Genomic DNA, 21,196 nt, shown 5'->3' on the forward strand with positions numbered 1-21,196 from the left:
TTGGTCGAACATAATGATGATGGCGAGGTTACTAGTATCGCTTATGACCGTGTTGCTATCGCTTTGTTACCCGCTTTATCAAATATGAGAGAAGAACTAGCTGAACTGAAGTTTAAGATGGAAGTAATTATGGAGGGGAAAAATGAGTAAGTTAGTGGATAATATCAATGTTAGAAATATTTCAAAAATTCAAGAGGACAAAGTTCTAATTTCGTTTAACTATAATGATGAAGAAATTAACTTCAACGGTAAAGTCACATATAAAGGGGACATTGATACTGTGAATTTACAAACTGCTAAGCCAATTATTTTAAATAAACTAAAGACGATTTTGGAGGAGAACTAATCATGGATGTTTCAGTAGAAGAATTATATAGTGCAGTACTACAGGAGTTATCAGATGTACAACAAGAGAATCGAGCCTTAAAAATTATGAATAAAAAGCTGAAAGAAGCAGAACAAAATGAAGCGCCTAATAATGATGAAAATTAGGTGCTTTTAATTTACACAAAAAAAGGAGTATGGGAATGAAAATTGAAAAGACAACTCAGTTTAGCGCAGATTTGAAAATTGACGAAGAATCGACGTCATTTGTCACTTTTAGTGGGACAGTAGATGCGGATGGTAAGCCAAACGTCAATTTCTATATTAGTGATATGGCCATTTATATGGCGCATACAAATGAATTTATGTCTGCCTTTACAAAATTCCAAAGTGAAGTATTTGATTATTCGAATGAAATGCTTAAAAAAGAGACACCTAGTAAGGAGGCGTAATGGACGTTTTACAACATATGGCACAATCATTTGACAAAGGATGGACCTCGCATTATTACATGCTTTTAGTTGGCTTAGTGTTTGCCGATTTATTTTTGGGATTCAGTCGGGCTATATCGCTTAAAAAATTTAATTCAACAATTGGATTAGCGGGGATTACAAAACATGTCACTGTTTTGGTAGTTCCAATGTTGCTCTATCCGTTTGTAGATGTGATGGGTTATGGATCAGTTGCAGATGGAATTATTGCATTTCTAGCCTTATCAGAAGGTGGGAGTGTGTTAGAAAATTGGATTGCGATGGGGCTACCGTTTAAAGAAGAGTGGCGTCGATTCTTTGATGAAAAGAAGTTAGAACAAAAAGAACGTGTGGGAACTGTTCATACAGATGAAGAACTACCACACGAAAACGATAAACGACTTTAAGGCTACCAACTAGGTAGTCTTTTTTTATATAGGAAGGAATTTAGTATGGCAGATTTATATTCAAAAACAGTAACGAGCAAGAATTCAAAGGCTATGTACAATGGTGGCTTACGTAGTGGAGCTGTTCGATACATTGTTATTCATCATAATGCGACAACTAATAAGGATGTTGCAATGAACACTTGGGTCCAAGGTACTGGATCATATACATCAGCACACTATGAAATTACAGATAATGAGATTATTGGATGTGTAGGTGAAAATTATGTTGCCTATCATTCGGGTGGAACAGGGGGAAGTGATGTCCCTAAGATTGCAAACATCAATCAACTTTCCATTGGATTGGAACATGTCAATTCAACTGGTGCACCTACCTGGGGTGTTTCGGATAAGACCTTGCGTCAATCCGCTAAATTGATTGCGGATATTTGTAAGCGATACAACTTACCAATTGACCGTTCAACAATCAAAACACATGGCGAAATTACGGCAACAGCATGTCCCGGGGGCATGGATGTTAACAAACTGGTGAAGTATGCTAAGGAAGCAGCTGGACAAACAACGTCTGAAAATGACGTTGAGTATATGCGTAAATACGGTAATGTAACTTGGAATAAGAAATGGTTCCAAATTGACGAGACGGCAACAATTTCAGGATTGAAACAAGTATTATCATATACTTTGGCTGGCGGAAATATTAAGAAACCAGCTAAGAATGAAGTTTGGTTGAATAATGGTATTCCGGTTGATGGCATTATTCGTGACGGAAATAAGTTACAATTTAAGCAAGATCAGATGAAAATTGTGGATTACGACACAGCAAGTAATGGAATCGCAGTAATGGTAGCTGGGTATAAAGTTTGGGTAAGTGCAACAACTGCTCGAAAGGCATAACAGAATAAAATTAAAAGCCTAGTAGGTATCTCTTAATTGAGTTACTTACTAGGCTTTTTTATTTTGTGGTCAAATTGTGGTCAAAACACCCTAGAACCCTGATGCATAAGCATTTCTAAAGTTCAACAAGAAGTATGGTTTGAAGTAATCATACTTTCTTATAAACGCTGGTATGACGGTATAAACGCCGTTATATCAGCGTTTTTCTTTTGCCTAAATGAGTTTCAAACGGTTCTAAAAAGTTCAAAAAAAAGTGGTCATTTGGTGGTCATTTAAAATGTTTCGCCACATTTTTGCCACAACTGGCAAAAAACTATTTTTCTTTATCTCTTTTATCTTATATCAGATGAAATTAAGCGTATTTGTTTGAAGGTATGTATTTCTAATCTCGTTAGTATCTTAATTTTCCATAGTAATAATGCCGTTATTTACGATTAAAGGGTGATAATAGGCCACATGAAACGTGATTAATTTAACGTTTGTAGATGCTATTCTAATTATCAGTCGGCATATTGCACGTTTTAGGGTAGTTGTAAGCGTAATAATAGTATTGTTGAAAAATAATTAATTCAACACGGACATGCAGAAATCACTCTGTGTGTTTTTTTATTCCAAAAATTCGGGGCCCCGTTTCTAACGGAAGGATATTTGGAGGAAAAAATGACTTTATACGCAAATACTTTAGCCTTTTCACGAGCCGATGGTAGCATTGACGACAGCATTTATACGGATGCTGAATTAAAACAATTAACAACCATTGCATATGGTGATCAATTTAATGGGAATGCTAATTTTGAACGCGTTTATACGGAGCGCGTTTATAAGAATGGCACAAGTAAGTATAGTAACTTAGTTGGTGCAGATGGTGTATTGAAACTTTATAATGATTCCAAAATGTTACCAAAGGCTGCTGAGTCAGCAGTTGCTGATTTTTGGAATCATGTTGCTGGGGAAGAAGTTGTCCGATTTGTCAATGTTGTTGAGAATAGTGATGAGGTTATTCATGATGTTGCTGGGGATAACGGAGTTCTAGGTGCACAAACTTACAATGGGAATGGATTAATTATGTATCCGGATTCTTGGCATATTGATCATTTGACCGCGGAACAGCAAGAAAATTATCATATGGCAACCGTGATTCATGAAATTGGACATGCATTAGGAATTCCACATTTAGGCGGCGGAAATGATGGAACCAATGCAGCAAATGCAGTTAGATTTGGCAACGAAGTAATGGGGCCATGGTCTATCTTAGATCATCCGGACGGCATTCAAAATACCCTTGTTGATGCTGCTGCACTTGCAATTGCTGCATTGACATGGCGTAAGCCACGCAAGTTAGCAACATGGATTTTTAGTGATAATGCGAGCGAAAAGTATGTGATATACAAAAATCGTGGGGTTAAAACTAATCTTTCAATGAAGCCATCAGTCAAAAATGACTGGGGTGTTAAGTTTGATTGGAATTTAATTCAATCGCCAATTGTGACATATCGTACGATTGCTAAAAACTACAATTTGTATCAATTTGAACCAGAGCAAATTGATGGTAAGACTTATTCAGTTGCCAAGCAAGTTGGGTACACGGGTAATCCTAATCAATATCGAATTGGTATGACGATTAAGATTTTAGCAGTTTATCCGACTGATGATCCACGTGTGCGGGTTGTGCGCTTCAAGGATGGGGATGAAGAACTGACCATGTATGAAGCGGCTTTGGATCAACCAGTTTAATTTAAGGTGAAGTCGTAAGGTAGATATGTAGCTTAATGGTAAAGCATTATCGTGTGATATGTATGCAGGTTCGATGCCTGTCATATCTATTACGCTAAGGCATCATAACGCATGAAAATATTATTTGAACATTCATAAAGCAGATGCTCATTGGCCAAGTGAATAAGTGTCACTTAAAGAACATGTCGATTTCTGGAAACGGATATGTTTCGGGAATCTTGAGCAGTTAAACGAAAGCAGGTAAGTAGGATGGATGAATTAGATTTAAAAAATTATCAATTAGGAAAGCAGCAGGTTTTAGGGGCCTATATGGGTCTTGGTAATAATAACCATATCAAGACTTATTTAACACCGATGGTCGCTGATAAAGCAAACCCTTTTGATTTAAATGATGTCCGACAAGAGAATATGGATGTTATTTTTGATGGAGAAGAAGCGTTTAGTGGTGATGTGCCATGTGCAAAAAAAGAGATGAATTACGCGCGTTTAGAGTACCGTTGGGTGCAAGCCGAATCAGTTAATCGATTGTTTGAACGCCTGACACTGACAAGTACGCCAGATCCGCAAGTGTGGGTGCGTAAGCATACGGGGACTACTTGGAGTCAATGGGTTTCGATGACGCGTAATACGAATGTTGAAAAGTTTGAAAACTTTACTAAAACAAAAACAGCAACCATTGCGAGTGATTATTTTGATCGGCCAATGCAACTGTCCTTAAAGTCAGGAGTTTTAGTTTTGACTTTTGGTGGGTACTTGACCAAAAAGGTCAATGGTGGTGATTATACGATAGCTGATACGAGTTCATTAAAAGACTTTCCGCTACCTAATTTGCGATATCAAACAGCGATTGTTGATGTATCTTATCCAGACTCAGCCGGTGGTGTTTTGGGATCGATTCGTTGGGATGAAAAAGGAAGAATTAATTTGAATTTGAATAAAGCATTTGAGGATAAACCCAAACCAACTCATTATCTCGAATTTGGTTTAACAGCACTAACAAATCAAGACTTTACGTCTTTAATGTGACCCCTGCGGCGACCGACTTAACGATTGGGGATGGGTTAGTTGGCCAAGGGGTTGCGTTTTCTCCAGAATATTATGCCATGGTTACGGTTAGCAAAGAGAAAGATACCGCATTGTTACTCTATAATAAGAAAACAAAGAAGCAATTTGTTCTAGGAGATTTTGGAAAACATGATTCAGGACAAGTGGGACACGCCAATGATGTTAGCTTTTTAACACCGACCATGCAAAACGAAAAATATTTAGCTGTTGCACACATGAAGGTGGGTGGCATTGTACCAGTGATTAAGATAATTGGTGAAACAAATGCACGTGTTGTGAGTCAATTTAAGTTAGTGGACAGTCAGGGGGCTCTTTTGCCGATTGGTGTGACCAGCACAGAAGTTATCGGTAATGAACTATGGGTATCAGGGGCTTATTCTGGTGTAAAAAGTTCTTGGTGGCATGGATCATTTAATCCAAAAAATCTAGATACAAACCAAAATATTGTATTAACGCGAGAGTGTTTGTACCAACCTGAGCGTAGGGATATTGATATGTTAATTGGTACCTATGAGCCTCAAAACAGAGGCGGACAATCTGATTTTATTCATGAAGGGTATCATTATAAAGTGACGACGACAAAAATGGAACTGAACACAATCAGTAATGATGAGATGAATGGGCATGAAGTGAGACGTTCGATTGGGAATCCATATGGACAACTGGTTGTGCAGATGAAAAAGCCAGATAATCCGAATCAGGCGCCGAAGATAACGGGGCGTTATTGGTATCAGGATGCAGAGTGGGATGGTGATCGCCATTTGATTTCAAATGAGTTTGAAAAAGTTTTTATTGAAGATGGCATGGTCAAAGTAAATAATATTCGACGCTATGCGAATGGGGCAAACAAAACAGTTATTACGACCCTAGGCGCATTATAGTGTGAAAAAGAAGGTGGTTAATTGATCAATTAGCCACCTTCTTTTTGCCGTTCACGTAAAGAATGTTTGCGACGTAAAAGCCAATAAAAATATTGTTTATTTATATTTTTGTGATTTTTTTAATCAAAATAAAAAAGGTTCACTTTCATTTAGGAAGTGGCCAAGTTATACTGAAAGCAATCAAATAGAAACGGAGGATGTGATTATGAGTTTGAAAGATCAAGTTAAAGGTACTGCTGATGAATTTTCAGGTAAAGCCAAGGAAACAGCTGGTAAAGTGACGGGTGACAAGCAAACAGAAGCAAAAGGTAAGGCTGAAAATCTTGCTGGTAAAGCTGAGCAAGCCTTCGGTTCTGCGAAAGAAAAAGCAGCTGAATTGACAGGAACGATAGCTGACAAAGCAAAATCATCGTTAGATGAAGGGACAGATAACGTTAAAGATTCAGAATAGGGGGATGCATTATGCATACAATATGGATGCTTATTATCGGGGCAGTGATTGGGGCCATTGGTGGTGCGATCACAAGTAAAGGCGCTTCAATGGGATGGATTGCAAATATTGCTGCTGGATTAGTTGGATCATGGTTAGGTGAAAGCCTACTGGGTTCATGGGGGCCTAGTTTGGCAGGAATGGCATTAATTCCATCAGTGCTTGGAGCAATGATTGTTGTTATTGTTGTTTCATGGTTAGTTGCTCGAACAACAAATTAAATGTATGAAAAAAAGGATACCGATTTTCGGTATCCTTTTTTATGCGTTAAAAAGCGATAAAAAGTGCATAATTCGATTTTTTATGCATTTATACATGGAAAGTTTGCGTAAATATACATTTCGTGGTAAAGTAAGTCATTCTAAAAAATAAGAGGCATGATTATGGCAGAACAAACACAACCTGAAGAATTATCAAGAGGTCTATCTCAAAGACATGTACAAATGATGGCGATTGGTGGAACCATTGGAACAGGATTATTCCTGGGCGCTGGTGATACAATCAGTCTGACAGGACCTTCCGTTTTATTGGTGTATCTGATTACGGGTGGTTTTCTATTTTTCATGATGCGAGCAATCGGTGAAATGCTCTATGTTGATCCAGATTCTAGCTCATTTGTTAGTGTCGTATCGAAATATTTAAGCCCAGAATCGGGTTATTTTGTTGGGTGGTCATATTGGATTACCTTGATTTTACCAGCGATGGCTGAATTGACAGCGATTGGCCATTATGTGCAATACTGGTTACCGAATGTGGCAACTTGGAAAACGGAATTAGTCATTATGGCCATTTTGATTATTCTGAATTTAACAGCAGTTAAGTTTTTCGGTGAAGCAGAGTTCTGGTTTGCGTCAATTAAAATCATTGCCATTTTATCGATTATCGCAGTCGGTGCCTATATGATTATTACAGGATTTAAAACACCCGGAGCACATGGCGGCCAAGTTGGATTCCAAAATATTACGAACGGCTTTTCGTTCTTCCCAAATGGATCAATGAATTTCTTGCAAGCTTTTCCAATGGTGTTCTTTTCATTTGTTGGGATTGAGTTTGTGGGATTGATGTCAGCAGAGACGATTAATCCACGTGTTGTCATTCCAAAAGTCATTAACAGTGTTCTGATTCGAATTTTGGTCTTTTATATTGGTGCCTTAGCTGTAATCATGGCTATTTGTAATTGGCGCTATTTACCAGCTGGTGAGAGCCCATTCGTTATGGTCTTTCAATTGATTGGGTTGCATGGTGCAGCCGCAATTATGAACTTTGTCGTGTTGACAGCAGCTTTGTCAGCATTGAACACACTTATCTATTCAGCAGGTCGTGATATTTTTGCATTGGCCCAAGAAAATGATGGCCCAGTTGAACGTTTCTTTACAAAACTATCAAAGACGGCTATTCCGGCCCGTGCAATTCTGTTTTCAGCTGGTTTGATTTGTGTAACGCCACTAATCAAGTTGATTCCATCGTTGACATCTGCATTTAACTTTTTTGCTTCTGCAACCGCAGCCATTACAGTTGTGATTTATACGTTAATTATGTTGGCACATCGTCAGTATAAAAAGAGTGATGATTATTTAGAAGACGGATTTAAGATGCCGGCGTATCAAATTACAAGTCCATTAACAATTTTATTCTTCGTTTGCATTTTCTTAATGCTATTCCTAACACCATCAGATCGGATTGCCGCATTTGCTGGGATCGCATGGACTGTGTTGTTTGGAACCTTTAGTTTTTATTATGTAAAACGTCATTAAAAGCACATTTGTGCTTTTTTTTGTGAAATAGTGTAAAATATTAGAAAATGATGAGATTGAAAGGTGGCTTTATTTATGACAGAACTAACAGGTACAGATTTACGCAAGAATATGAAAGAGCAAGCACTGCTTCAAGAAAATATGGCTTTGGCAGAATGGGACCAATTAACTGGGATGCCAGTTGAAGGGAACGAATTTCGTGCGGAATTAAGTAGTTATTTGAGTGGTCGTTTCTTTCAAGTTGCAACAGGCGCTGAAGCTGCAGATTTAGTTAAATATTTTAAAGAAAATAAGGAAGCATTAACGGCTGATGAACAAGCTTTGTTTGATCGTTATGTAAAAGACTATGAAGAAGTCGCAGCAATTCCTGAAGATGAATACGCAGCATTTGGTCATTTGACTTCAGAGGGACAAGACGCATGGACTAAAGCACGTGAAGCAAATGATTATCAAATTTATGCACCCGCGCTAAAGGCATTAATTGAAACCAAAAAGCAATTTATCAAATATTGGCGAAAGGATGAGGCAACCCCTTATGATGTCTTATTAAATCAATTTGAGCCTGGTTTGACTGTTGAAAAATTAGACGGTATTTTTGATAAGCTTAAGCAAGGAATTATCGACTTACAAGCTGATTTAAAGGCGAATGGAACGGCACCTCAAGCCGATTTCTTGAATCGTGATATTCCAGTGACATTACAACGTGAATATGTGTGGGATGCCGCACAACGTTTGGGTTACGATGCAAACAAGGGGCGTTTAGATGATACCATTCATCCCTTCATGCAAGATTTGAACCGAAATGATGCTCGAATTACAACACGATGGAATAAGAATGATTTCCAAATGGCTGTATTAGGCATTTATCATGAAGCTGGACATGGCATGTTCGCACAAAATGTTGCTGAAAAATGGGACTATACACCATTTAACAAAGGAATTTCAATGAGTATTCATGAATCACAATCTTTGTTTAACGAAGTGATGTTGGGCCGTTCAAAAGACTTTTGGCAACATGAGTACCCAATTATGCAAGCTGCTTTTGAAGGCCGCTTAGACGATGTGGCGTTTGATGATTTCTATAAAGGCTGGATGCTTTCAAAGCCAACATTAATTCGAACAGAAGCAGATCCAATTACGTATCCTTTGCATATCATTATTCGTTACGAAATTGAAAAAGCTATTTTCAATGAAGACTTCAATGTTGCTGACATTGAATCACTTTGGAATGCTAAATATGAAGAATATCTTGGTATTCGTCCTGAAACAGCAGTTGAAGGTGTATTGCAGGATATCCATTGGGCTGGTGGCGACTTTGGGTACTTCCCATCATATGCGTTAGGTCATCTTTATGCTGCACAGTTCTATCACACATTGACCCAAACTTTTGATGTACCAGCGCTCCTTCAAGCAGGGGATTTGCAACCAATCATTGATTGGCGCCGTGAACATGTTTGGCAGTTTGGTGCTTCAAAGAGCCCAGCAGCGGTGCTAAAGGATGCAACTGGGGAAGCGTTAAACCCACAATATTGGTTGGATTTGCAGCGTGAGCGCTATGCCGACGTCTATGATATCTGATAAGCTTACTTTTTGTAAATAAATTTTGTCTAAAGTGTTTACTTACTTTTTGTAATGTACTATACTAAGTCTTGTAGAGAACGAAACACATTAAAGGAGTTTTTAATCATGGCAGAAAATACATTTTTAGATTTACAGACAGCACGTCGTTCATTTTATGCATTGGGGCGTAATGTAGATTATTCAAACGCTGAGTTGGAAGAGATGTTCAAAAACACCATTAAGCAGACACCAAGTGCTTTCAATAGCCAAACTGTACGAGCAGTTTTTGCTTTTGGTGAGCAACAAGATGCTTTGTGGGATATGATTATTGAACGTATGCGTCAAGTCGTTGGTGATGCCGATGCCTTTGTTAAGACTGAAGAAAAATTGAATGGTTTCAAGAATGGTTATGGAACTGTTTTGCTTTATACAGATACTGATGTCGTTAAGAACCTTGAAGAGAATGTTCCAGCCTATGCTGCTAATTTCTATGATTGGTCAGAGCAAACGCTTGGTATTTCAGCTTATTCATTATGGTTGACAGCACGTGAGCACAATCTTGGTGGAAATCTACAACACTACAACCCAGTGATTGATGAAGATTTGCAAGCAGCCTTTGATATCCCTGCAAGCTGGCGTTTGCGTGGACAATTTGTCTTTGGTTCAATTGAAGCCGAAGCAGGCGATAAAGACTTCATGAATGATGATGAGCGTTTTATTTCATTAAATAAATAATAGTTGATCAGGTAAAAGACACTGTGATGATTTTTTTCATCGTTACAGTGTCTTTTTATTTGAATTTTAAATTTGTTTTACATTAACGAAGGTACTAAGCCGGTTGTTTATGAGCGTGATAGAATTAGGGCATTAATTCACAAGCAATTGAATCGGGGGAAAACATGTTTAAGCAGTTGAGATTTTTGAGTGCGCTATTTTTAGGATTGACATATGCAACCGGCGCAAGTGCGGCGGTAATCACGCCTGATACTCAGATGGGGGCGGCCGTCACAATCCAAGCGCAAACAGGTCAAGTGTTGGCCGCGAAAAACGAGAATGAGCGGTTACCCATTGCATCACTATCAAAAATGATTGTGCTCTATATGGTTGAACAAAAAATTGCAGAGGGTGATCTAGCGATGGATCAAGAAATTAAGGTCCCTGCTGACCTTGCCACATTTAGTCAGGATGCAAGTATTGCCAATATACCTGTATCAACTGATCGAACATACACGGTTAAACAATTGTCTGACGCAATGATGGTTGCATCATCTAATTCAGCGGCAATGGTGTTAGCCAATTTAGTTGCTGGCTCACAAGAGAATTATTATCATCAGGCTGACCAGCTCTTGGCTAAATGGGGCATTAAGGATCCAAAAATTTATTCGGCGTCTGGTTTGGCTAATGGTGATTTGCGGGCTTTTAAAAATAAGCAGATTAGTGATAATGATGAAAATAAGTTGTCTGCCCGGGAAACGGCAATTGTTGCACAGCATCTGGTGAACGACTATCCAGATATTTTAGAAATTACGAAACAAAAGCAGGCGTATTTCCCGGATAAAGACGGTCAAAATCAAACCATGGAAAATACAAATATGTTACTTGGGAACAAAAACTATCAGATTGATGGCTTAAAAACAGGCTTAACACCACACAATGGTAGCAATTTGGTCACACATGGTTATGTTGATGGACAACCGGTTATTACAGTTGTATTGAATACGAACAAATTGCCACGTGAAGCAATTGGAACTGAAACGGTCCGGATGTTAAATCAAATTGTCGCGCAAACAAAGCTGGTTACGCCAACGGTTGATGAGTCGGTTAAAATTGATAATGCCAAAGGTGACAAAGGGATGGTGGCAGTCACAACAAATTCAGATGCCAAATACTTTGTGAATGATGAAGGTAAGCAAAATGTTAAGATTTCAAAGATTAAGCCTAAATCAGATGCAAAAGCCCCCCTTAAAAAAACGGATACGATTGCCACGGGTCAGTTGAATTTTTCAACGAAGACAGATGACGACTTTGTTAATGACAAAAGTTCGAATCTAAAGCTTTTCCCAAAGCAAGATGTGGCACAAGCAAACTGGATTACAACCATGATTCAAAAAGTTTCTTAGAAATTTTGTTGACAAAAAGTAAAAATGAAAGTAATATTAAAAACATTAAATCAGTAGGTGATTAAATTGTATGTCAGAGAGGTCGTGTATTGCTGGGAGCGACGCAGGTTTAACCACTGAATTATTTACATGCGAATAACTTATCAAAGAGGTATCGGGCTTATTTAGCTTGGTATAATTTTGGGTGGTACCGCGGATTAGTCGTAACTAATATCGTCCCAACTATGTTTAGGCATAGTTGGGACTTTTTTTGTATCTAAAAAGGAGGAATTGTTCGATGGGGTATTTGAACTAAAACAGTCGTCAGGTGGGTTGATTCGATATTGTCTTTAATTAGCAAATTAGACCAACAAAACACAATTTAACTAAATGGAGAAGTATCATGCAATCAAAACATCGTTTTTTATCAGTCACAATTTTAATGGCCGCGTTGGTCACAATTTTTGGCGTTAGTATCATTGGCTTTCATTTGCCACCATTTGTGCCGTTATTCGCCGCAATTATGCTTACCATGTTATTTGGTAAATTAAATGGCTTTACCTGGAATCAACTGCAAGACCAATTATTAAAAGGAATTCAAACGGGACTTGCACCACTATTCTTATTCTTATTGATTGGAATGCTAATTGGTTTGTGGATGGCCATCGGGGTTATTCCAACCTTACTTTGGACGGGGCTTAACTTGGCCAATCCAAGCTGGTTCTTACCAGCAGCATTCTTAATTCCAGCAATTATTGGAACGGCTATTGGTTCTGCCTTTACAACCATGGCAACGGTCGGGGTTGCATTGATGGGCGTTGGATTAACTTTTGGTTTTCCAGCACCTGTCTTAGCCGGTGCAATTGTTTCAGGTGCAATCTTTGGTGATAAGAGCTCACCTTTGTCTGATTCAACTAACTTGGCCGCCTCAATTTCTGGAACAGATTTATTTGACCATATTAAAAACTTAATGTGGACGACGTTACCAGCTTTCTTTATTTCTTTAGTGGCATTTGCCGTAATCGGATTACGCCATCAAGAATCAGCTAGTTTATCAAGTTTAACAGCACTTCAAAATCAATTGAATCCAAATTTCTGGATGCTATTATTACTTGTTTTGTTGTTTGTAATGGCTTGGTTTAAAATTCCAGCGATTCCAACATTGATGATTAATATCGCTATTTCAGCAGTCATTTTCTTACAAAGCCATTCATTAACTGCATTGAATGATACTTTGGTTAATGGATTTACAACAGCCTCACAAGACCAAACCTTGCAGGCCCTTCTAAATCGTGGGGGGATGCTATCAATGATGCCAACCGTGATTATTATCATGTTAGCTTTGGCCTTAGGTGGTTTGCTCTCAGAAGAGAATATTTTGCAAGACTTTATGGCACCAATTATTGAGCGTATTCGTTCACAAGCAATGACGATTACAGGTACTTTGTTAACTGGAATTCTTGCGAACTTCATGATTGGTGAACAATACTTAGCAACAATCTTGCCAGGACAATTATGGAAGCCAGTTTTCAAACGTGTGAAGCTATCACCATTAGCGCTTGGTCGTAGTTTAGAAGATTCTGGAACGGTTGTGAACTACCTGGTCCCTTGGGGTGTAGCTGGTAGCTTTGCTGCTCAAACATTGAATGTTCCTGTTACAAGCTTTGCCGTCTTTGCTATTTTCGCTTGGGTTTCACCAATTTGTTCTTTGCTTTCAGCCTGGACTGGAATTGGCGTTAAGCAAGCAGCAACTGAAGAAGGTTAATTAAAAAAAAGAGCCGCATGGCTCTTTTTTTGTTTATCAATTTAAGAAAAAACACGTCGATCCTTTTAAAGGTCGACGTGTTTTTTGCTGTTAGTCAAATAATTGTAAATATTTACCGTAGCCGGCATCAGCTAACTGATCCTTAGGTACAAAGCGTAGGGCTGCAGAGTTAATGCAATAACGCAAACCACCTTGTTCTGTAGGTCCGTCATTAAAAACATGGCCTAAGTGTGAATTGGCATCTTTTGAGCGAACTTCAGTACGAGGACGCAAGAGCTTGTAATCAGCTTCTTCAATTAAATTGTGATCATCAATTGGACGTGTAAATGAAGGCCAACCACAACCAGCATCATATTTATCAGTGGAACTGAATAAGGGCTTACCATCGACGACGTCAACAAAAATCCCATCATCCCACCAATCATCATATTTTCCGCTGAATGGACGTTCAGTAGCGGCATTTTGTGTGACATCGTAGGCTTCATCGCCTAAACGTTGCTTAAGTTCTTCTGCTGATTCATTTTCTGACATATTAGAACCTCCTAGGTTGTTCAACTTGGCACTATCATACCGCTTTAACTAATAAAAAGAAAGTGGATTAACGGCGAATTTTGGCAATTAAAGCACTACCAGCTAGTGCGACAGCAACAAGGCAAACTGTATCAAATGCTGATATACCGACATATGTATCGGTGTGTGGTGTTTTAACGCTAATTTTCAATAAGTCCTTATCCATATGGCAATTCCTCTTTTTCTAAATCGATGATTTGTTCAAAATATGGGTGATAATTGGCTGTTAAGTCAGCAAAGGCACTATTCGCAAAAATCGTAAAGGTTTTATAGGTAGGACCTTGCGTAAATAATGTGTGTAAAATATGTTGCTTTTGGGAATCCCAAGTGCGACTTTCAAAATCATCAATAATGACAATGGTTAACATTGGGTTAGGGGTGTTTAGATTTGTTTGTAACTGTTGTTCAAGTTGGTCGAAAAATGTGTTTGTCGGTACGAGTCCTTCAAAAAGATGATCGTGATTGTTGAAATCACTGATTTCGGCATAAGGTGTGTCATCATTTTCTTCATAAATCCAAATTTTTCCAGGAATATCACCGGCATCGTTTTGCCACTGTTGAATGACTTTACGGATTGTTTGGACCATTTGTCCTTGATCACCGTTTTTAATTAGCGTGTTTTTAAAATCAACCATACTTGTGTACCTCCAGTTTTGGAATGATAGTTTTCAATAGTATAGTCGAATTTGGCTTGAAAAGAAATAGATATAAAAATAAAAACAGTTCAGACGATAAGTCTGAACTGTCAATTGTTTTAAAGGGGTGGGAGTGCTTGTTGGGCGAGCTGATGGGCACCGTGATTTTGTTTTTCAGGGATCCAATTCACAATGACATTTGCATATGGTTCTAATTGCGTATTAATATGCCTAAGCTCATCCATAAAATGCTTCGCATAGCCTTTGCTCAAGGCATCAATAACAATTTTAGAATCGCCATTCAGCATCAATGTATCATCAGCTTGCGCCATATTTGCGACACACTCTAATGCAAATGCCATCGCTTTAAATTCAGCCAAGTGATTATTCATTTCAGGCAAGCTACGTTTAAACTGAAATTGTTGCTGTTGCGTTAAAATGAGAACGCCAGCGGAACTTGGACCATTCTGTCCGCGAGTTGCTGCATCGACATATATTTTAAAAATCATGCTTTATTTATGTGAATCATGGGTTTGAATTGATGATGAAGCGGGTGTACGTTCAACGTTTTGATTCATGTTTTCAACGTAATTGACACCACCACCAATGAGAATTAAGGCAACACCAACCCAACCTAAAACGGCCATTGTTAACGACTGTTTTACGCGATCATGGTGACTGATTAAGATATTAATTACCCAGATTAAGATTGCAATCCATCCCAAGATTGTAAAGCTCATACTTAAAAGTTCAAGTTTCATAACTGCCATCCCAAATTTATTTTCTTAATTTCATTATAAGCAAGCTATATGGCAAAACAGGCGTTTAATCATTACATATTCATGTCAATAAACTTATTTTTGTCATAATTTGGAAATGGAGCAGTTAAGCTTCTTTAATTGTTAAGCATGGTATAATACTGCAGAGAACACATTGAGGAGAAATTTATGCGTGGTTATTACCAAATTGCGGGGTTGCCAGGACGTGTGCTTTGGTCGTGGTTACTGATGTTGCCAGTCGCTGGTATTATTATGTGGCTTGAAGCAACAAAATTTAATCAAGTGACAGCTATCTTGTTTTTAATTTTTTTGGCGATTGCTGGTGGTATATTCTATCGGCAACGAGTGGAATTAAGCGAAGATAGTTTGCGTTTACGTCCGGCTTTCGGCGTCCATTCTGATTGGATTCTGTTGACCGAAATTAAATATGTCCAATTTACTAAGCGAACAATTTTATTTACTTATGCCGGAGAGCAATATGCATACTGGCTATCACCAAGTATTCATGCGGCTTTGAAAGTAAAGTTAGCGGATGCGACGCACCAATTGAAGGAAGATTATGACACAAGAGCAATTAACGATTGAAAATCAAACAGGACGCTTGGATAAAGTCGTCGCAGATGCATTTGAGCAGTATACCCGAACGCAGGTGGGGCATTTTATTGCTGACGGACAATTGACCGTCAACGGTGCTAGCAAGAAGGCTAATTATAAAGTTAAAGCTGGGGATGTCATTAGCTTTGACATACCTGAACCGGAAGTGTTGAAAGTTGAAGCCGAGGATATTCCATTAGATATCGTCTATGAAGATGATGATTTATTGGTTGTTAATAAGCCTCAAGGTATGGTGGTGCATCCGGCAGCGGGACATCCCTCAGGTACATTGGTGAATGCATTGATGTATCACACAAAATTATCAGATATTAATGGTGTTATTCGTCCAGGTATCGTGCATCGAATTGATAAGGATACCTCAGGGTTGCTAATGGTCGCTAAAAATGATTATGCCCACGAAGCCTTATCGGCCCAGTTGAAAGATAAGAAAAATTTGCGACAATATTATGCTTTGGTGCACGGTGAATTTAAAGAAAATAAGGGAACCATTAACGCGCCATTAGGCCGTTCAAAAGCAGATCGCAAAAAACAAGCTGTTGTTGCTGATGGACGAGAGGCCGTGACACATTTTGAAGTGGTTAAGCGTTATGTGGGATTCACGTTATTGCGGGTAACTTTAGAGACGGGGCGGACCCATCAAATTCGTGTACACATGCAATACATTAATCACCCAGTTGCTGGAGACCCGCTATACGGGCCTTCTAAGACATTGGCAGGGAATGGGCAATATTTGCATGCTGCAACCTTAGGCTTGACGCAACCAACTTCTGGTGAGGAATTACAATTTGAAGCGCCGTTACCAGATTATTTTGAAACAGCCTTAGCGAATTTGACACCCTATTTTGATGAAAATGACACGATGAACCAGTAACAAAGTGTGTTAAAATGATAGCGGAAGTATCTTCTTAAAAACATCCTGTGAGGTGTAAAGGGGGTAACGCATATAATAAATGATTTATGAACTCGCGTTATTCACTGTTTAAGGTGAATAGCGCCTTTTTTTATGAATGAGGAGCATATGATTAATGGTTAAAGAAATTGTAGATGCAATGGCAATGCAACGTGCACTAACACGCATTACGTATGAAATTATCGAAAAAAATAAGGGAATTAATAATCTGGTAATTGTTGGAATTAAGACGCGTGGCGTCTATATTGGTAATCATATCGCAGAACGTTTACAACAATTGGAAAGTGCTGAAATTCCAGTGGGACAATTAGATATTTCATCATATCGTGATGATTTAAATGAAATTACTGATAAGCAACCATTAGATGTGAATGTTGATGGCAAGCGCGTTATTTTGGTCGATGATGTGTTGTATACCGGTCGTACAATTCGGGCTGCTTTAGATGCTTTGATGGATAATGGACGTCCTGCTGTGGTTAATTTGGCAGTATTAGTTGACCGTGGACACCGTGAACTACCAATTCGGGCTGATTTTGTTGGAAAAAACATTCCAACGTCAGCAATGGAACGGATTCAGGTGAATGTGGAAGAAATTGATGGACGTGATTCAGTCGAGATTGAATAGAGAACGTACTAACGTAAGCGTTTGTACAAATAAGGTAAGGTAGAACGGACATGACAAAACGATATTTAATATTAGAAGACGGGTCCATCTATGAAGGTGAAGCGTTTGGCGCACCAGCAACAACGTTTGGTGAAATCTTTTTTCACACAGCAATGACCGGTTACCAAGAAATTATGACGAATCCGATTTATCACAATCAAATTGTGGTGTTCACAGTGCCGATTATTGGCGCAGCAGGGATTAATCACCGTGCGGATGAAGCGATTGGCCCAATGGTTAAGGGTGTCGTTGTGCGTGAAATTGCAGAAGTCTCAACCAATCGTTTACAGACAATGACGGTGCATGAATTCTTACTCCGGCACAATGTACCGGGGATTTCACAAATTGATACCCGGGCATTAACACGCCATTTGCGTGAAACGGGTAGTCAAAAAGCATCAATTGTCGATTTTCCAGATGATCATGCTTTTGATCAACTACGGGCACTTGTCCTGACTAATCAAGAGGTGCAACAGACGTCGACGCCACGTGCTTACGTAAATCCAGGCGATGGGGCAAATGTTGTCGTTTTGGATTTTGGTTTGAAGAATGGGATATTACGGATGCTGAATGATTATGATGCGAACGTAACCGTGTTACCCTATAATGCAACTTTAGATGAGGTGTTGAATTTAGATCCAGATGGAATTGTTTTGTCATCAGGACCAGGTGATCCACATGCAGTCCCAGAGTCGATTCTAGAATTAATTCGAACTTTGCAAAAGCAATTACCATTGTTTGGAATTGGACTTGGCCATGAGCTGTTTGCGTTAGCGAATGGTGTTGACGTGGAAGTGATGCCAATTGAACATCATGGGATGAACCATCCAATTCGAGAATTAATTACCAATCGCATTATGTATGCCACACAAGCGCAAGGCTATGAAATTAGCACGAGTTCAATTAAGGGTACAGATGTCTTTGTAACGCATGTGGACTTGACGGATGGATCAATCCAAGGATTGCGACACCGTAATTATCCTGCGTTTAGTGTGCAGTTCTTTCCTGATACAGCACCAGGACCAGTTGAAGCGGTCGAACCATTTGATGATTTCATGGATATGGTTACAGTACGCCGAGGAGGGTAGTGTATGGCAGATAAAATATTATTAATTGGTGGATCAGCGAATGGTTTTGGCCGAGAAACTGAAAGCGATGCTGCAAGCTATCAAATGGTCTCAGCGTTAATTCGAAGAGGTTACGAGGTCTACTTTATTGATGATAATCCGTATAGTTTTACGGCAAGTCGTGATGATGTACATGTTGAAGTTTTAGAGTTGACGGCTGATAATCTCGTTAAAGTGATTATTGCAAACGGTATTACATCAATTGTTGCGACGGTTGGTGGCGCTGTTGCGACACGTTTAGCCCTTGAGGTCCAAGAAATTTTAGGCGATCAAGGCCCTAAAATTGTTGGATTAACGAGTGCTGTCTTGTCGGCGGCCCAAAACACCAAATATTTGCAAGAACGGTTGCAACAATGGCATTTGCCGGCTGTTAAAACGCGGTTGGCTAGTACGGCTAGTGAAGTTTTTGATGCGGCCCGTGAATTGGAATTTCCAGTTGTGGTCCGTTCAATTGCGCCACAAGGGCAAGCGTTACGTATGCAAGCTGAGGACGCCGAAGAACTCGATCAGGTGGCAGAATTAGCATTGGAACGTTCTTTAACGCACCAAGTAAATGTCGATAAAAGTATTCGAGGCCACAAAGAAATTGCGATGGTCGTAATGCGTGACTTACGCGATACGAAAGTCTTAATTGGTGGGGTTGAAGATATGGATCCAGTGGGTATTCATACAGCTGATTCCATTTCAATTACACCAATTCAAACCTTATCGGACCCAGTCGTTCAGACGTTGCGCGAAACGGCTTTTAAAATTGCGCGTGGATTCAATGTGCATGGTCTTTTACAAGTCCGTTTTGCTGTTAATCCCGAAGATGACAGCTACGTGGTAACACGTATTATTCCTTATTATGATCGTAAAGTATCATTAATTGAGGGCGCAACTGGCTATCCAATGGTGCCGGTCATGACGGGATTGATGCTAGATGAACGTGTTGAGCGTGTCCACATTTCAAGTCGTTATGCCGAGCACACAGCGTTTTTGGAACCAACAATGGATCATATTGCCGTTCGATTCCCTGTCTTTACATTTGGTGAATTAGAACTAGGTGGTATTGAAACGAATCGTCGTTTGGATACGATTCAAAAGTCAGTTGGTGCTTCAATTGGAGTGGGACGTAGTTTGGAAGCAGCACTTGAAAAAGCTTTGCGTGCGGCCCACTTTAGTAATCGTAGTTTTTCGCCTGATTTAATGGGTGAATTAACGGATAGTCAAGTGATTGAGCAATTGATTCATCCGCAAGACAATCGTATTTTACTTCTATTAGAAGCCATTCGACGTGGCTATACTGTTGATGAACTAGAAGAATTGACCCATATTGATGCGTACTATTTCTATAAGTTAGAACGGATTATGAAGCTTGAAACTGAAGTGCGTCAGCACCCTTGGGATATGGAAGTGTTGAAAAATGCGAAGTATTACGGATTATCAGACGGCTTAATCGCAAAATTATGGGGTTCAGTCTACGATAGTGTTCGTCGTTATCGTTGGGATAATAACATCCTACCAACATACAAAACATTTGAGCCGTCAGCAGGTGAGTTTGAGGAATCTGTGTCACAATTTTATTCAACGTTTGAAGTTGAAAACGAAAGTGAACGTTTAGGTCAAGAAACGATTCTTATTATCGGAACAGGGGCCTTTCGTTTAGGGGATGGTGCTTCCGCTTCTTATGTGTTGGCGACAATGATGGATGAATTTAAGCGTCAAGGTTATCAAACAGTATTGGTGAATAATAATCCCTATGATTTGACATTTATCCCGCAATTGAGTGATAAACAATATTTCGAACCGCTTGAAATTTCAGATATTATGAATATTATTGAGGTTGAACAACCAACGCGGGTCGTTGTACCAGGAAATCGAATTAAATTGATTAACAGCTTAAAGGCAACGGGATTGGATGTTCAGGTTATTCCACGTGAAAAATATTTGGAATCAACATTAACCGAACATAAAGATCAATTGCTATATAATTATTTCTATGATGGTAACGAGCTGCATCCAATTGTCGTTAGTCATCAAACCAATCGACAAATTAAAATTGAAGAAGATGAACAATCGCATTTAGCACAGGCGATTACGCCTGAGATGCCTTTTGACGAAGTTGGCTTATATCAATTTGTTTGTGAAGCATACGATGAAACATCAAATGTGATGCAGGGACGGATGCGCCCAATGCCATTTACACATGTGGCCTTTTTAGATAAAGTGAGTCAACATGATTGGTTACGTATGCTTGTAAGGTATATGTTAAATACACCAACAGAAGCTGATATTACTTTGCTTGAAAGTTTACCTAATTTTGAATGGGCATACCATCGGGCAACGTTGCGTTATCAAGATGGCGAGTTTAAAGAACATCTGAACATTCAAAAGACTTTGGATAATGGTCAATTTGCAATGGCTGCCACGTATGAAGTAGAATAACTAAGCTTAAATTAATAATTTATGGT

General features: G+C 39.0%; 25 protein-coding genes and 1 tRNA gene. 21 read left to right on the forward strand and 5 right to left on the reverse strand.

Going from position 1 to position 21,196, the window contains the following annotated elements; all coding sequences use genetic code 11:
- The first annotated feature begins 142 nt into the window (after positions 1 to 142).
- The 16 genes from IV67_RS03455 (at position 143) to nhaC (ending at position 13,443) form a co-directional block, all read left to right on the forward strand.
- Positions 143 to 346, forward strand: a complete 204-nt coding sequence (locus IV67_RS03455; RefSeq protein WP_057787044.1) for a hypothetical protein — start codon at positions 143 to 145, stop codon at positions 344 to 346.
- Between the two features lie 2 nt (positions 347 to 348).
- Positions 349 to 492, forward strand: coding sequence for a hypothetical protein (locus IV67_RS09250; protein WP_157050286.1), 144 nt, complete (start codon positions 349 to 351; stop codon positions 490 to 492).
- 35 nt (positions 493 to 527) lie between these two features.
- On the forward strand, positions 528 to 776 hold the full coding sequence (locus IV67_RS03460) for a hypothetical protein (RefSeq protein ID WP_057787150.1): 249 nt from the start codon (positions 528 to 530) through the stop codon (positions 774 to 776).
- On the forward strand, positions 776 to 1,201 hold the full coding sequence (locus tag IV67_RS03465) for a phage holin family protein (protein ID WP_057787152.1): 426 nt from the start codon (positions 776 to 778) through the stop codon (positions 1,199 to 1,201). The genes IV67_RS03460 and IV67_RS03465 overlap by 1 nt, the downstream gene beginning before the upstream one ends.
- A 45-nt stretch (positions 1,202 to 1,246) precedes the next feature.
- Positions 1,247 to 2,095: a peptidoglycan recognition protein family protein gene (locus IV67_RS03470; RefSeq protein WP_057787154.1), complete on the forward strand. Its 849-nt coding sequence runs from the start codon at positions 1,247 to 1,249 to the stop codon at positions 2,093 to 2,095.
- 660 nt (positions 2,096 to 2,755) lie between these two features.
- Positions 2,756 to 3,829, forward strand: a complete 1,074-nt coding sequence (locus IV67_RS03475; RefSeq protein WP_057787155.1) for a zinc metalloprotease — start codon at positions 2,756 to 2,758, stop codon at positions 3,827 to 3,829.
- Between the two features lie 21 nt (positions 3,830 to 3,850).
- Positions 3,851 to 3,918: transfer RNA gene (locus tag IV67_RS09255), tRNA-OTHER, on the forward strand.
- 160 nt (positions 3,919 to 4,078) lie between these two features.
- On the forward strand, positions 4,079 to 4,855 hold the full coding sequence (locus tag IV67_RS03480; protein WP_057787157.1) for a hypothetical protein: 777 nt from the start codon (positions 4,079 to 4,081) through the stop codon (positions 4,853 to 4,855).
- Entirely contained in the window at positions 4,852 to 5,775 is a 924-nt protein-coding gene (locus IV67_RS03485) for a hypothetical protein (RefSeq protein WP_057787159.1), read from the forward strand. The genes IV67_RS03480 and IV67_RS03485 overlap by 4 nt, the downstream gene beginning before the upstream one ends.
- Positions 5,776 to 5,980: 205 nt before the next feature.
- Entirely contained in the window at positions 5,981 to 6,226 is a 246-nt protein-coding gene (locus IV67_RS03490; protein ID WP_057787161.1) for a CsbD family protein, read from the forward strand.
- A gap of 11 nt (positions 6,227 to 6,237) precedes the next feature.
- Complete coding sequence (locus IV67_RS03495) at positions 6,238 to 6,486, forward strand: GlsB/YeaQ/YmgE family stress response membrane protein (RefSeq protein WP_057787163.1); 249 nt, start codon at positions 6,238 to 6,240, stop codon at positions 6,484 to 6,486.
- Positions 6,487 to 6,648: 162 nt separating this feature from the next.
- Entirely contained in the window at positions 6,649 to 8,019 is a 1,371-nt protein-coding gene (locus IV67_RS03500) for an amino acid permease (protein ID WP_057787165.1), read from the forward strand.
- 75 nt (positions 8,020 to 8,094) lie between these two features.
- Positions 8,095 to 9,597 carry a carboxypeptidase M32 gene (locus tag IV67_RS03505; RefSeq protein ID WP_057787167.1) on the forward strand — a complete coding sequence of 501 codons (1,503 nt, stop codon included), beginning with the start codon at positions 8,095 to 8,097 and terminating at the stop codon, positions 9,595 to 9,597.
- A 108-nt stretch (positions 9,598 to 9,705) separates the two neighbouring features.
- Positions 9,706 to 10,314, forward strand: a complete 609-nt coding sequence (locus IV67_RS03510) for a nitroreductase family protein (RefSeq protein WP_057787169.1) — start codon at positions 9,706 to 9,708, stop codon at positions 10,312 to 10,314.
- A gap of 164 nt (positions 10,315 to 10,478) precedes the next feature.
- Entirely contained in the window at positions 10,479 to 11,699 is a 1,221-nt protein-coding gene (locus IV67_RS03515; protein WP_057787171.1) for a serine hydrolase, read from the forward strand.
- 382 nt (positions 11,700 to 12,081) lie between these two features.
- Entirely contained in the window at positions 12,082 to 13,443 is a 1,362-nt protein-coding gene (nhaC, locus tag IV67_RS03520; protein ID WP_057787173.1) for a Na+/H+ antiporter NhaC, read from the forward strand.
- A gap of 90 nt (positions 13,444 to 13,533) precedes the next feature.
- Here the strand turns inward: nhaC and msrB are convergent, their stop codons facing one another.
- From msrB to IV67_RS03540, 5 genes are all read right to left on the reverse strand, one after another.
- Entirely contained in the window at positions 13,534 to 13,974 is a 441-nt protein-coding gene (msrB, locus tag IV67_RS03525) for a peptide-methionine (R)-S-oxide reductase MsrB (RefSeq protein WP_057787175.1), read from the reverse strand.
- A gap of 67 nt (positions 13,975 to 14,041) precedes the next feature.
- Complete coding sequence (locus IV67_RS09260) at positions 14,042 to 14,179, reverse strand: hypothetical protein (protein WP_157050287.1); 138 nt, start codon at positions 14,177 to 14,179, stop codon at positions 14,042 to 14,044.
- The gene (locus IV67_RS03530) at positions 14,172 to 14,648 is read right to left on the reverse strand and encodes a hypothetical protein (RefSeq protein ID WP_057787177.1); all 477 of its coding nucleotides are present in this window, start codon (positions 14,646 to 14,648) and stop codon (positions 14,172 to 14,174) included. Before IV67_RS03530 ends, IV67_RS09260 begins: the two co-directional genes overlap by 8 nt.
- Positions 14,649 to 14,767: 119 nt before the next feature.
- Positions 14,768 to 15,157: a ribonuclease HI family protein gene (locus IV67_RS03535; protein ID WP_236698247.1), complete on the reverse strand. Its 390-nt coding sequence runs from the start codon at positions 15,155 to 15,157 to the stop codon at positions 14,768 to 14,770.
- Between the two features lie 3 nt (positions 15,158 to 15,160).
- Entirely contained in the window at positions 15,161 to 15,418 is a 258-nt protein-coding gene (locus tag IV67_RS03540; RefSeq protein WP_057787180.1) for a hypothetical protein, read from the reverse strand.
- A gap of 177 nt (positions 15,419 to 15,595) precedes the next feature.
- On the opposite strand from IV67_RS03540, the gene IV67_RS03545 reads away from it, so the two are divergent.
- From IV67_RS03545 to IV67_RS03565, 5 genes are all read left to right on the forward strand, one after another.
- Positions 15,596 to 16,012: an EbsA family protein gene (locus IV67_RS03545; RefSeq protein WP_057787182.1), complete on the forward strand. Its 417-nt coding sequence runs from the start codon at positions 15,596 to 15,598 to the stop codon at positions 16,010 to 16,012.
- A complete protein-coding gene (locus IV67_RS03550) occupies positions 15,987 to 16,913 on the forward strand; it encodes an RluA family pseudouridine synthase (protein WP_057787184.1) in 927 nt (308 codons plus the stop codon). Before IV67_RS03545 ends, IV67_RS03550 begins: the two co-directional genes overlap by 26 nt.
- 154 nt (positions 16,914 to 17,067) lie before the next feature.
- Entirely contained in the window at positions 17,068 to 17,577 is a 510-nt protein-coding gene (gene pyrR, locus IV67_RS03555) for a bifunctional pyr operon transcriptional regulator/uracil phosphoribosyltransferase PyrR (protein ID WP_057787186.1), read from the forward strand.
- 50 nt (positions 17,578 to 17,627) lie between these two features.
- Positions 17,628 to 18,704, forward strand: a complete 1,077-nt coding sequence (locus IV67_RS03560; protein WP_057787188.1) for a carbamoyl phosphate synthase small subunit — start codon at positions 17,628 to 17,630, stop codon at positions 18,702 to 18,704.
- Positions 18,705 to 18,707: 3 nt separating this feature from the next.
- Positions 18,708 to 21,170, forward strand: a complete 2,463-nt coding sequence (locus IV67_RS03565; RefSeq protein WP_057787190.1) for a carbamoyl phosphate synthase preATP-grasp domain-containing protein — start codon at positions 18,708 to 18,710, stop codon at positions 21,168 to 21,170.
- Positions 21,171 to 21,196: the final 26 nt, after the last annotated feature.

This window comes from Weissella minor, from assembly GCF_001437425.1.
GTDB classification, from domain to species: Bacteria; Bacillota; Bacilli; order Lactobacillales; family Lactobacillaceae; genus Weissella; species Weissella minor.

Excerpts from the sequence above, each read along its gene's own strand:
- IV67_RS03515 (WP_057787171.1), top strand. The coding sequence starts at position 10,479 with ATGTTTAAGCAGTTGAGATTTTTGAGTGCGCTATTTTTAGGATTGACA.
- IV67_RS09260 (WP_157050287.1), bottom strand. The coding sequence starts at position 14,179 with ATGGATAAGGACTTATTGAAAATTAGCGTTAAAACACCACACACCGAT.
- IV67_RS03470 (WP_057787154.1), top strand. The coding sequence starts at position 1,247 with ATGGCAGATTTATATTCAAAAACAGTAACGAGCAAGAATTCAAAGGCT.
- IV67_RS03460 (WP_057787150.1), top strand. The coding sequence starts at position 528 with ATGAAAATTGAAAAGACAACTCAGTTTAGCGCAGATTTGAAAATTGAC.
- IV67_RS03455 (WP_057787044.1), top strand. The coding sequence starts at position 143 with ATGAGTAAGTTAGTGGATAATATCAATGTTAGAAATATTTCAAAAATT.
- IV67_RS03530 (WP_057787177.1), bottom strand. The coding sequence starts at position 14,648 with ATGGTTGATTTTAAAAACACGCTAATTAAAAACGGTGATCAAGGACAA.
- IV67_RS03475 (WP_057787155.1), top strand. The coding sequence starts at position 2,756 with ATGACTTTATACGCAAATACTTTAGCCTTTTCACGAGCCGATGGTAGC.
- IV67_RS03565 (WP_057787190.1), top strand. The coding sequence starts at position 18,708 with ATGGCAGATAAAATATTATTAATTGGTGGATCAGCGAATGGTTTTGGC.
- pyrR (WP_057787186.1), top strand. The coding sequence starts at position 17,068 with ATGGTTAAAGAAATTGTAGATGCAATGGCAATGCAACGTGCACTAACA.
- IV67_RS03490 (WP_057787161.1), top strand. The coding sequence starts at position 5,981 with ATGAGTTTGAAAGATCAAGTTAAAGGTACTGCTGATGAATTTTCAGGT.
- IV67_RS03495 (WP_057787163.1), top strand. The coding sequence starts at position 6,238 with ATGCATACAATATGGATGCTTATTATCGGGGCAGTGATTGGGGCCATT.
- IV67_RS03510 (WP_057787169.1), top strand. The coding sequence starts at position 9,706 with ATGGCAGAAAATACATTTTTAGATTTACAGACAGCACGTCGTTCATTT.
- IV67_RS03550 (WP_057787184.1), top strand. The coding sequence starts at position 15,987 with ATGACACAAGAGCAATTAACGATTGAAAATCAAACAGGACGCTTGGAT.
- IV67_RS03505 (WP_057787167.1), top strand. The coding sequence starts at position 8,095 with ATGACAGAACTAACAGGTACAGATTTACGCAAGAATATGAAAGAGCAA.
- IV67_RS03465 (WP_057787152.1), top strand. The coding sequence starts at position 776 with ATGGACGTTTTACAACATATGGCACAATCATTTGACAAAGGATGGACC.
- msrB (WP_057787175.1), bottom strand. The coding sequence starts at position 13,974 with ATGTCAGAAAATGAATCAGCAGAAGAACTTAAGCAACGTTTAGGCGAT.
- nhaC (WP_057787173.1), top strand. The coding sequence starts at position 12,082 with ATGCAATCAAAACATCGTTTTTTATCAGTCACAATTTTAATGGCCGCG.
- IV67_RS03540 (WP_057787180.1), bottom strand. The coding sequence starts at position 15,418 with ATGGCAGTTATGAAACTTGAACTTTTAAGTATGAGCTTTACAATCTTG.
- IV67_RS03545 (WP_057787182.1), top strand. The coding sequence starts at position 15,596 with ATGCGTGGTTATTACCAAATTGCGGGGTTGCCAGGACGTGTGCTTTGG.
- IV67_RS03480 (WP_057787157.1), top strand. The coding sequence starts at position 4,079 with ATGGATGAATTAGATTTAAAAAATTATCAATTAGGAAAGCAGCAGGTT.
- IV67_RS09250 (WP_157050286.1), top strand. The coding sequence starts at position 349 with ATGGATGTTTCAGTAGAAGAATTATATAGTGCAGTACTACAGGAGTTA.
- IV67_RS03535 (WP_236698247.1), bottom strand. The coding sequence starts at position 15,157 with ATGATTTTTAAAATATATGTCGATGCAGCAACTCGCGGACAGAATGGT.
- IV67_RS03560 (WP_057787188.1), top strand. The coding sequence starts at position 17,628 with ATGACAAAACGATATTTAATATTAGAAGACGGGTCCATCTATGAAGGT.
- IV67_RS03500 (WP_057787165.1), top strand. The coding sequence starts at position 6,649 with ATGGCAGAACAAACACAACCTGAAGAATTATCAAGAGGTCTATCTCAA.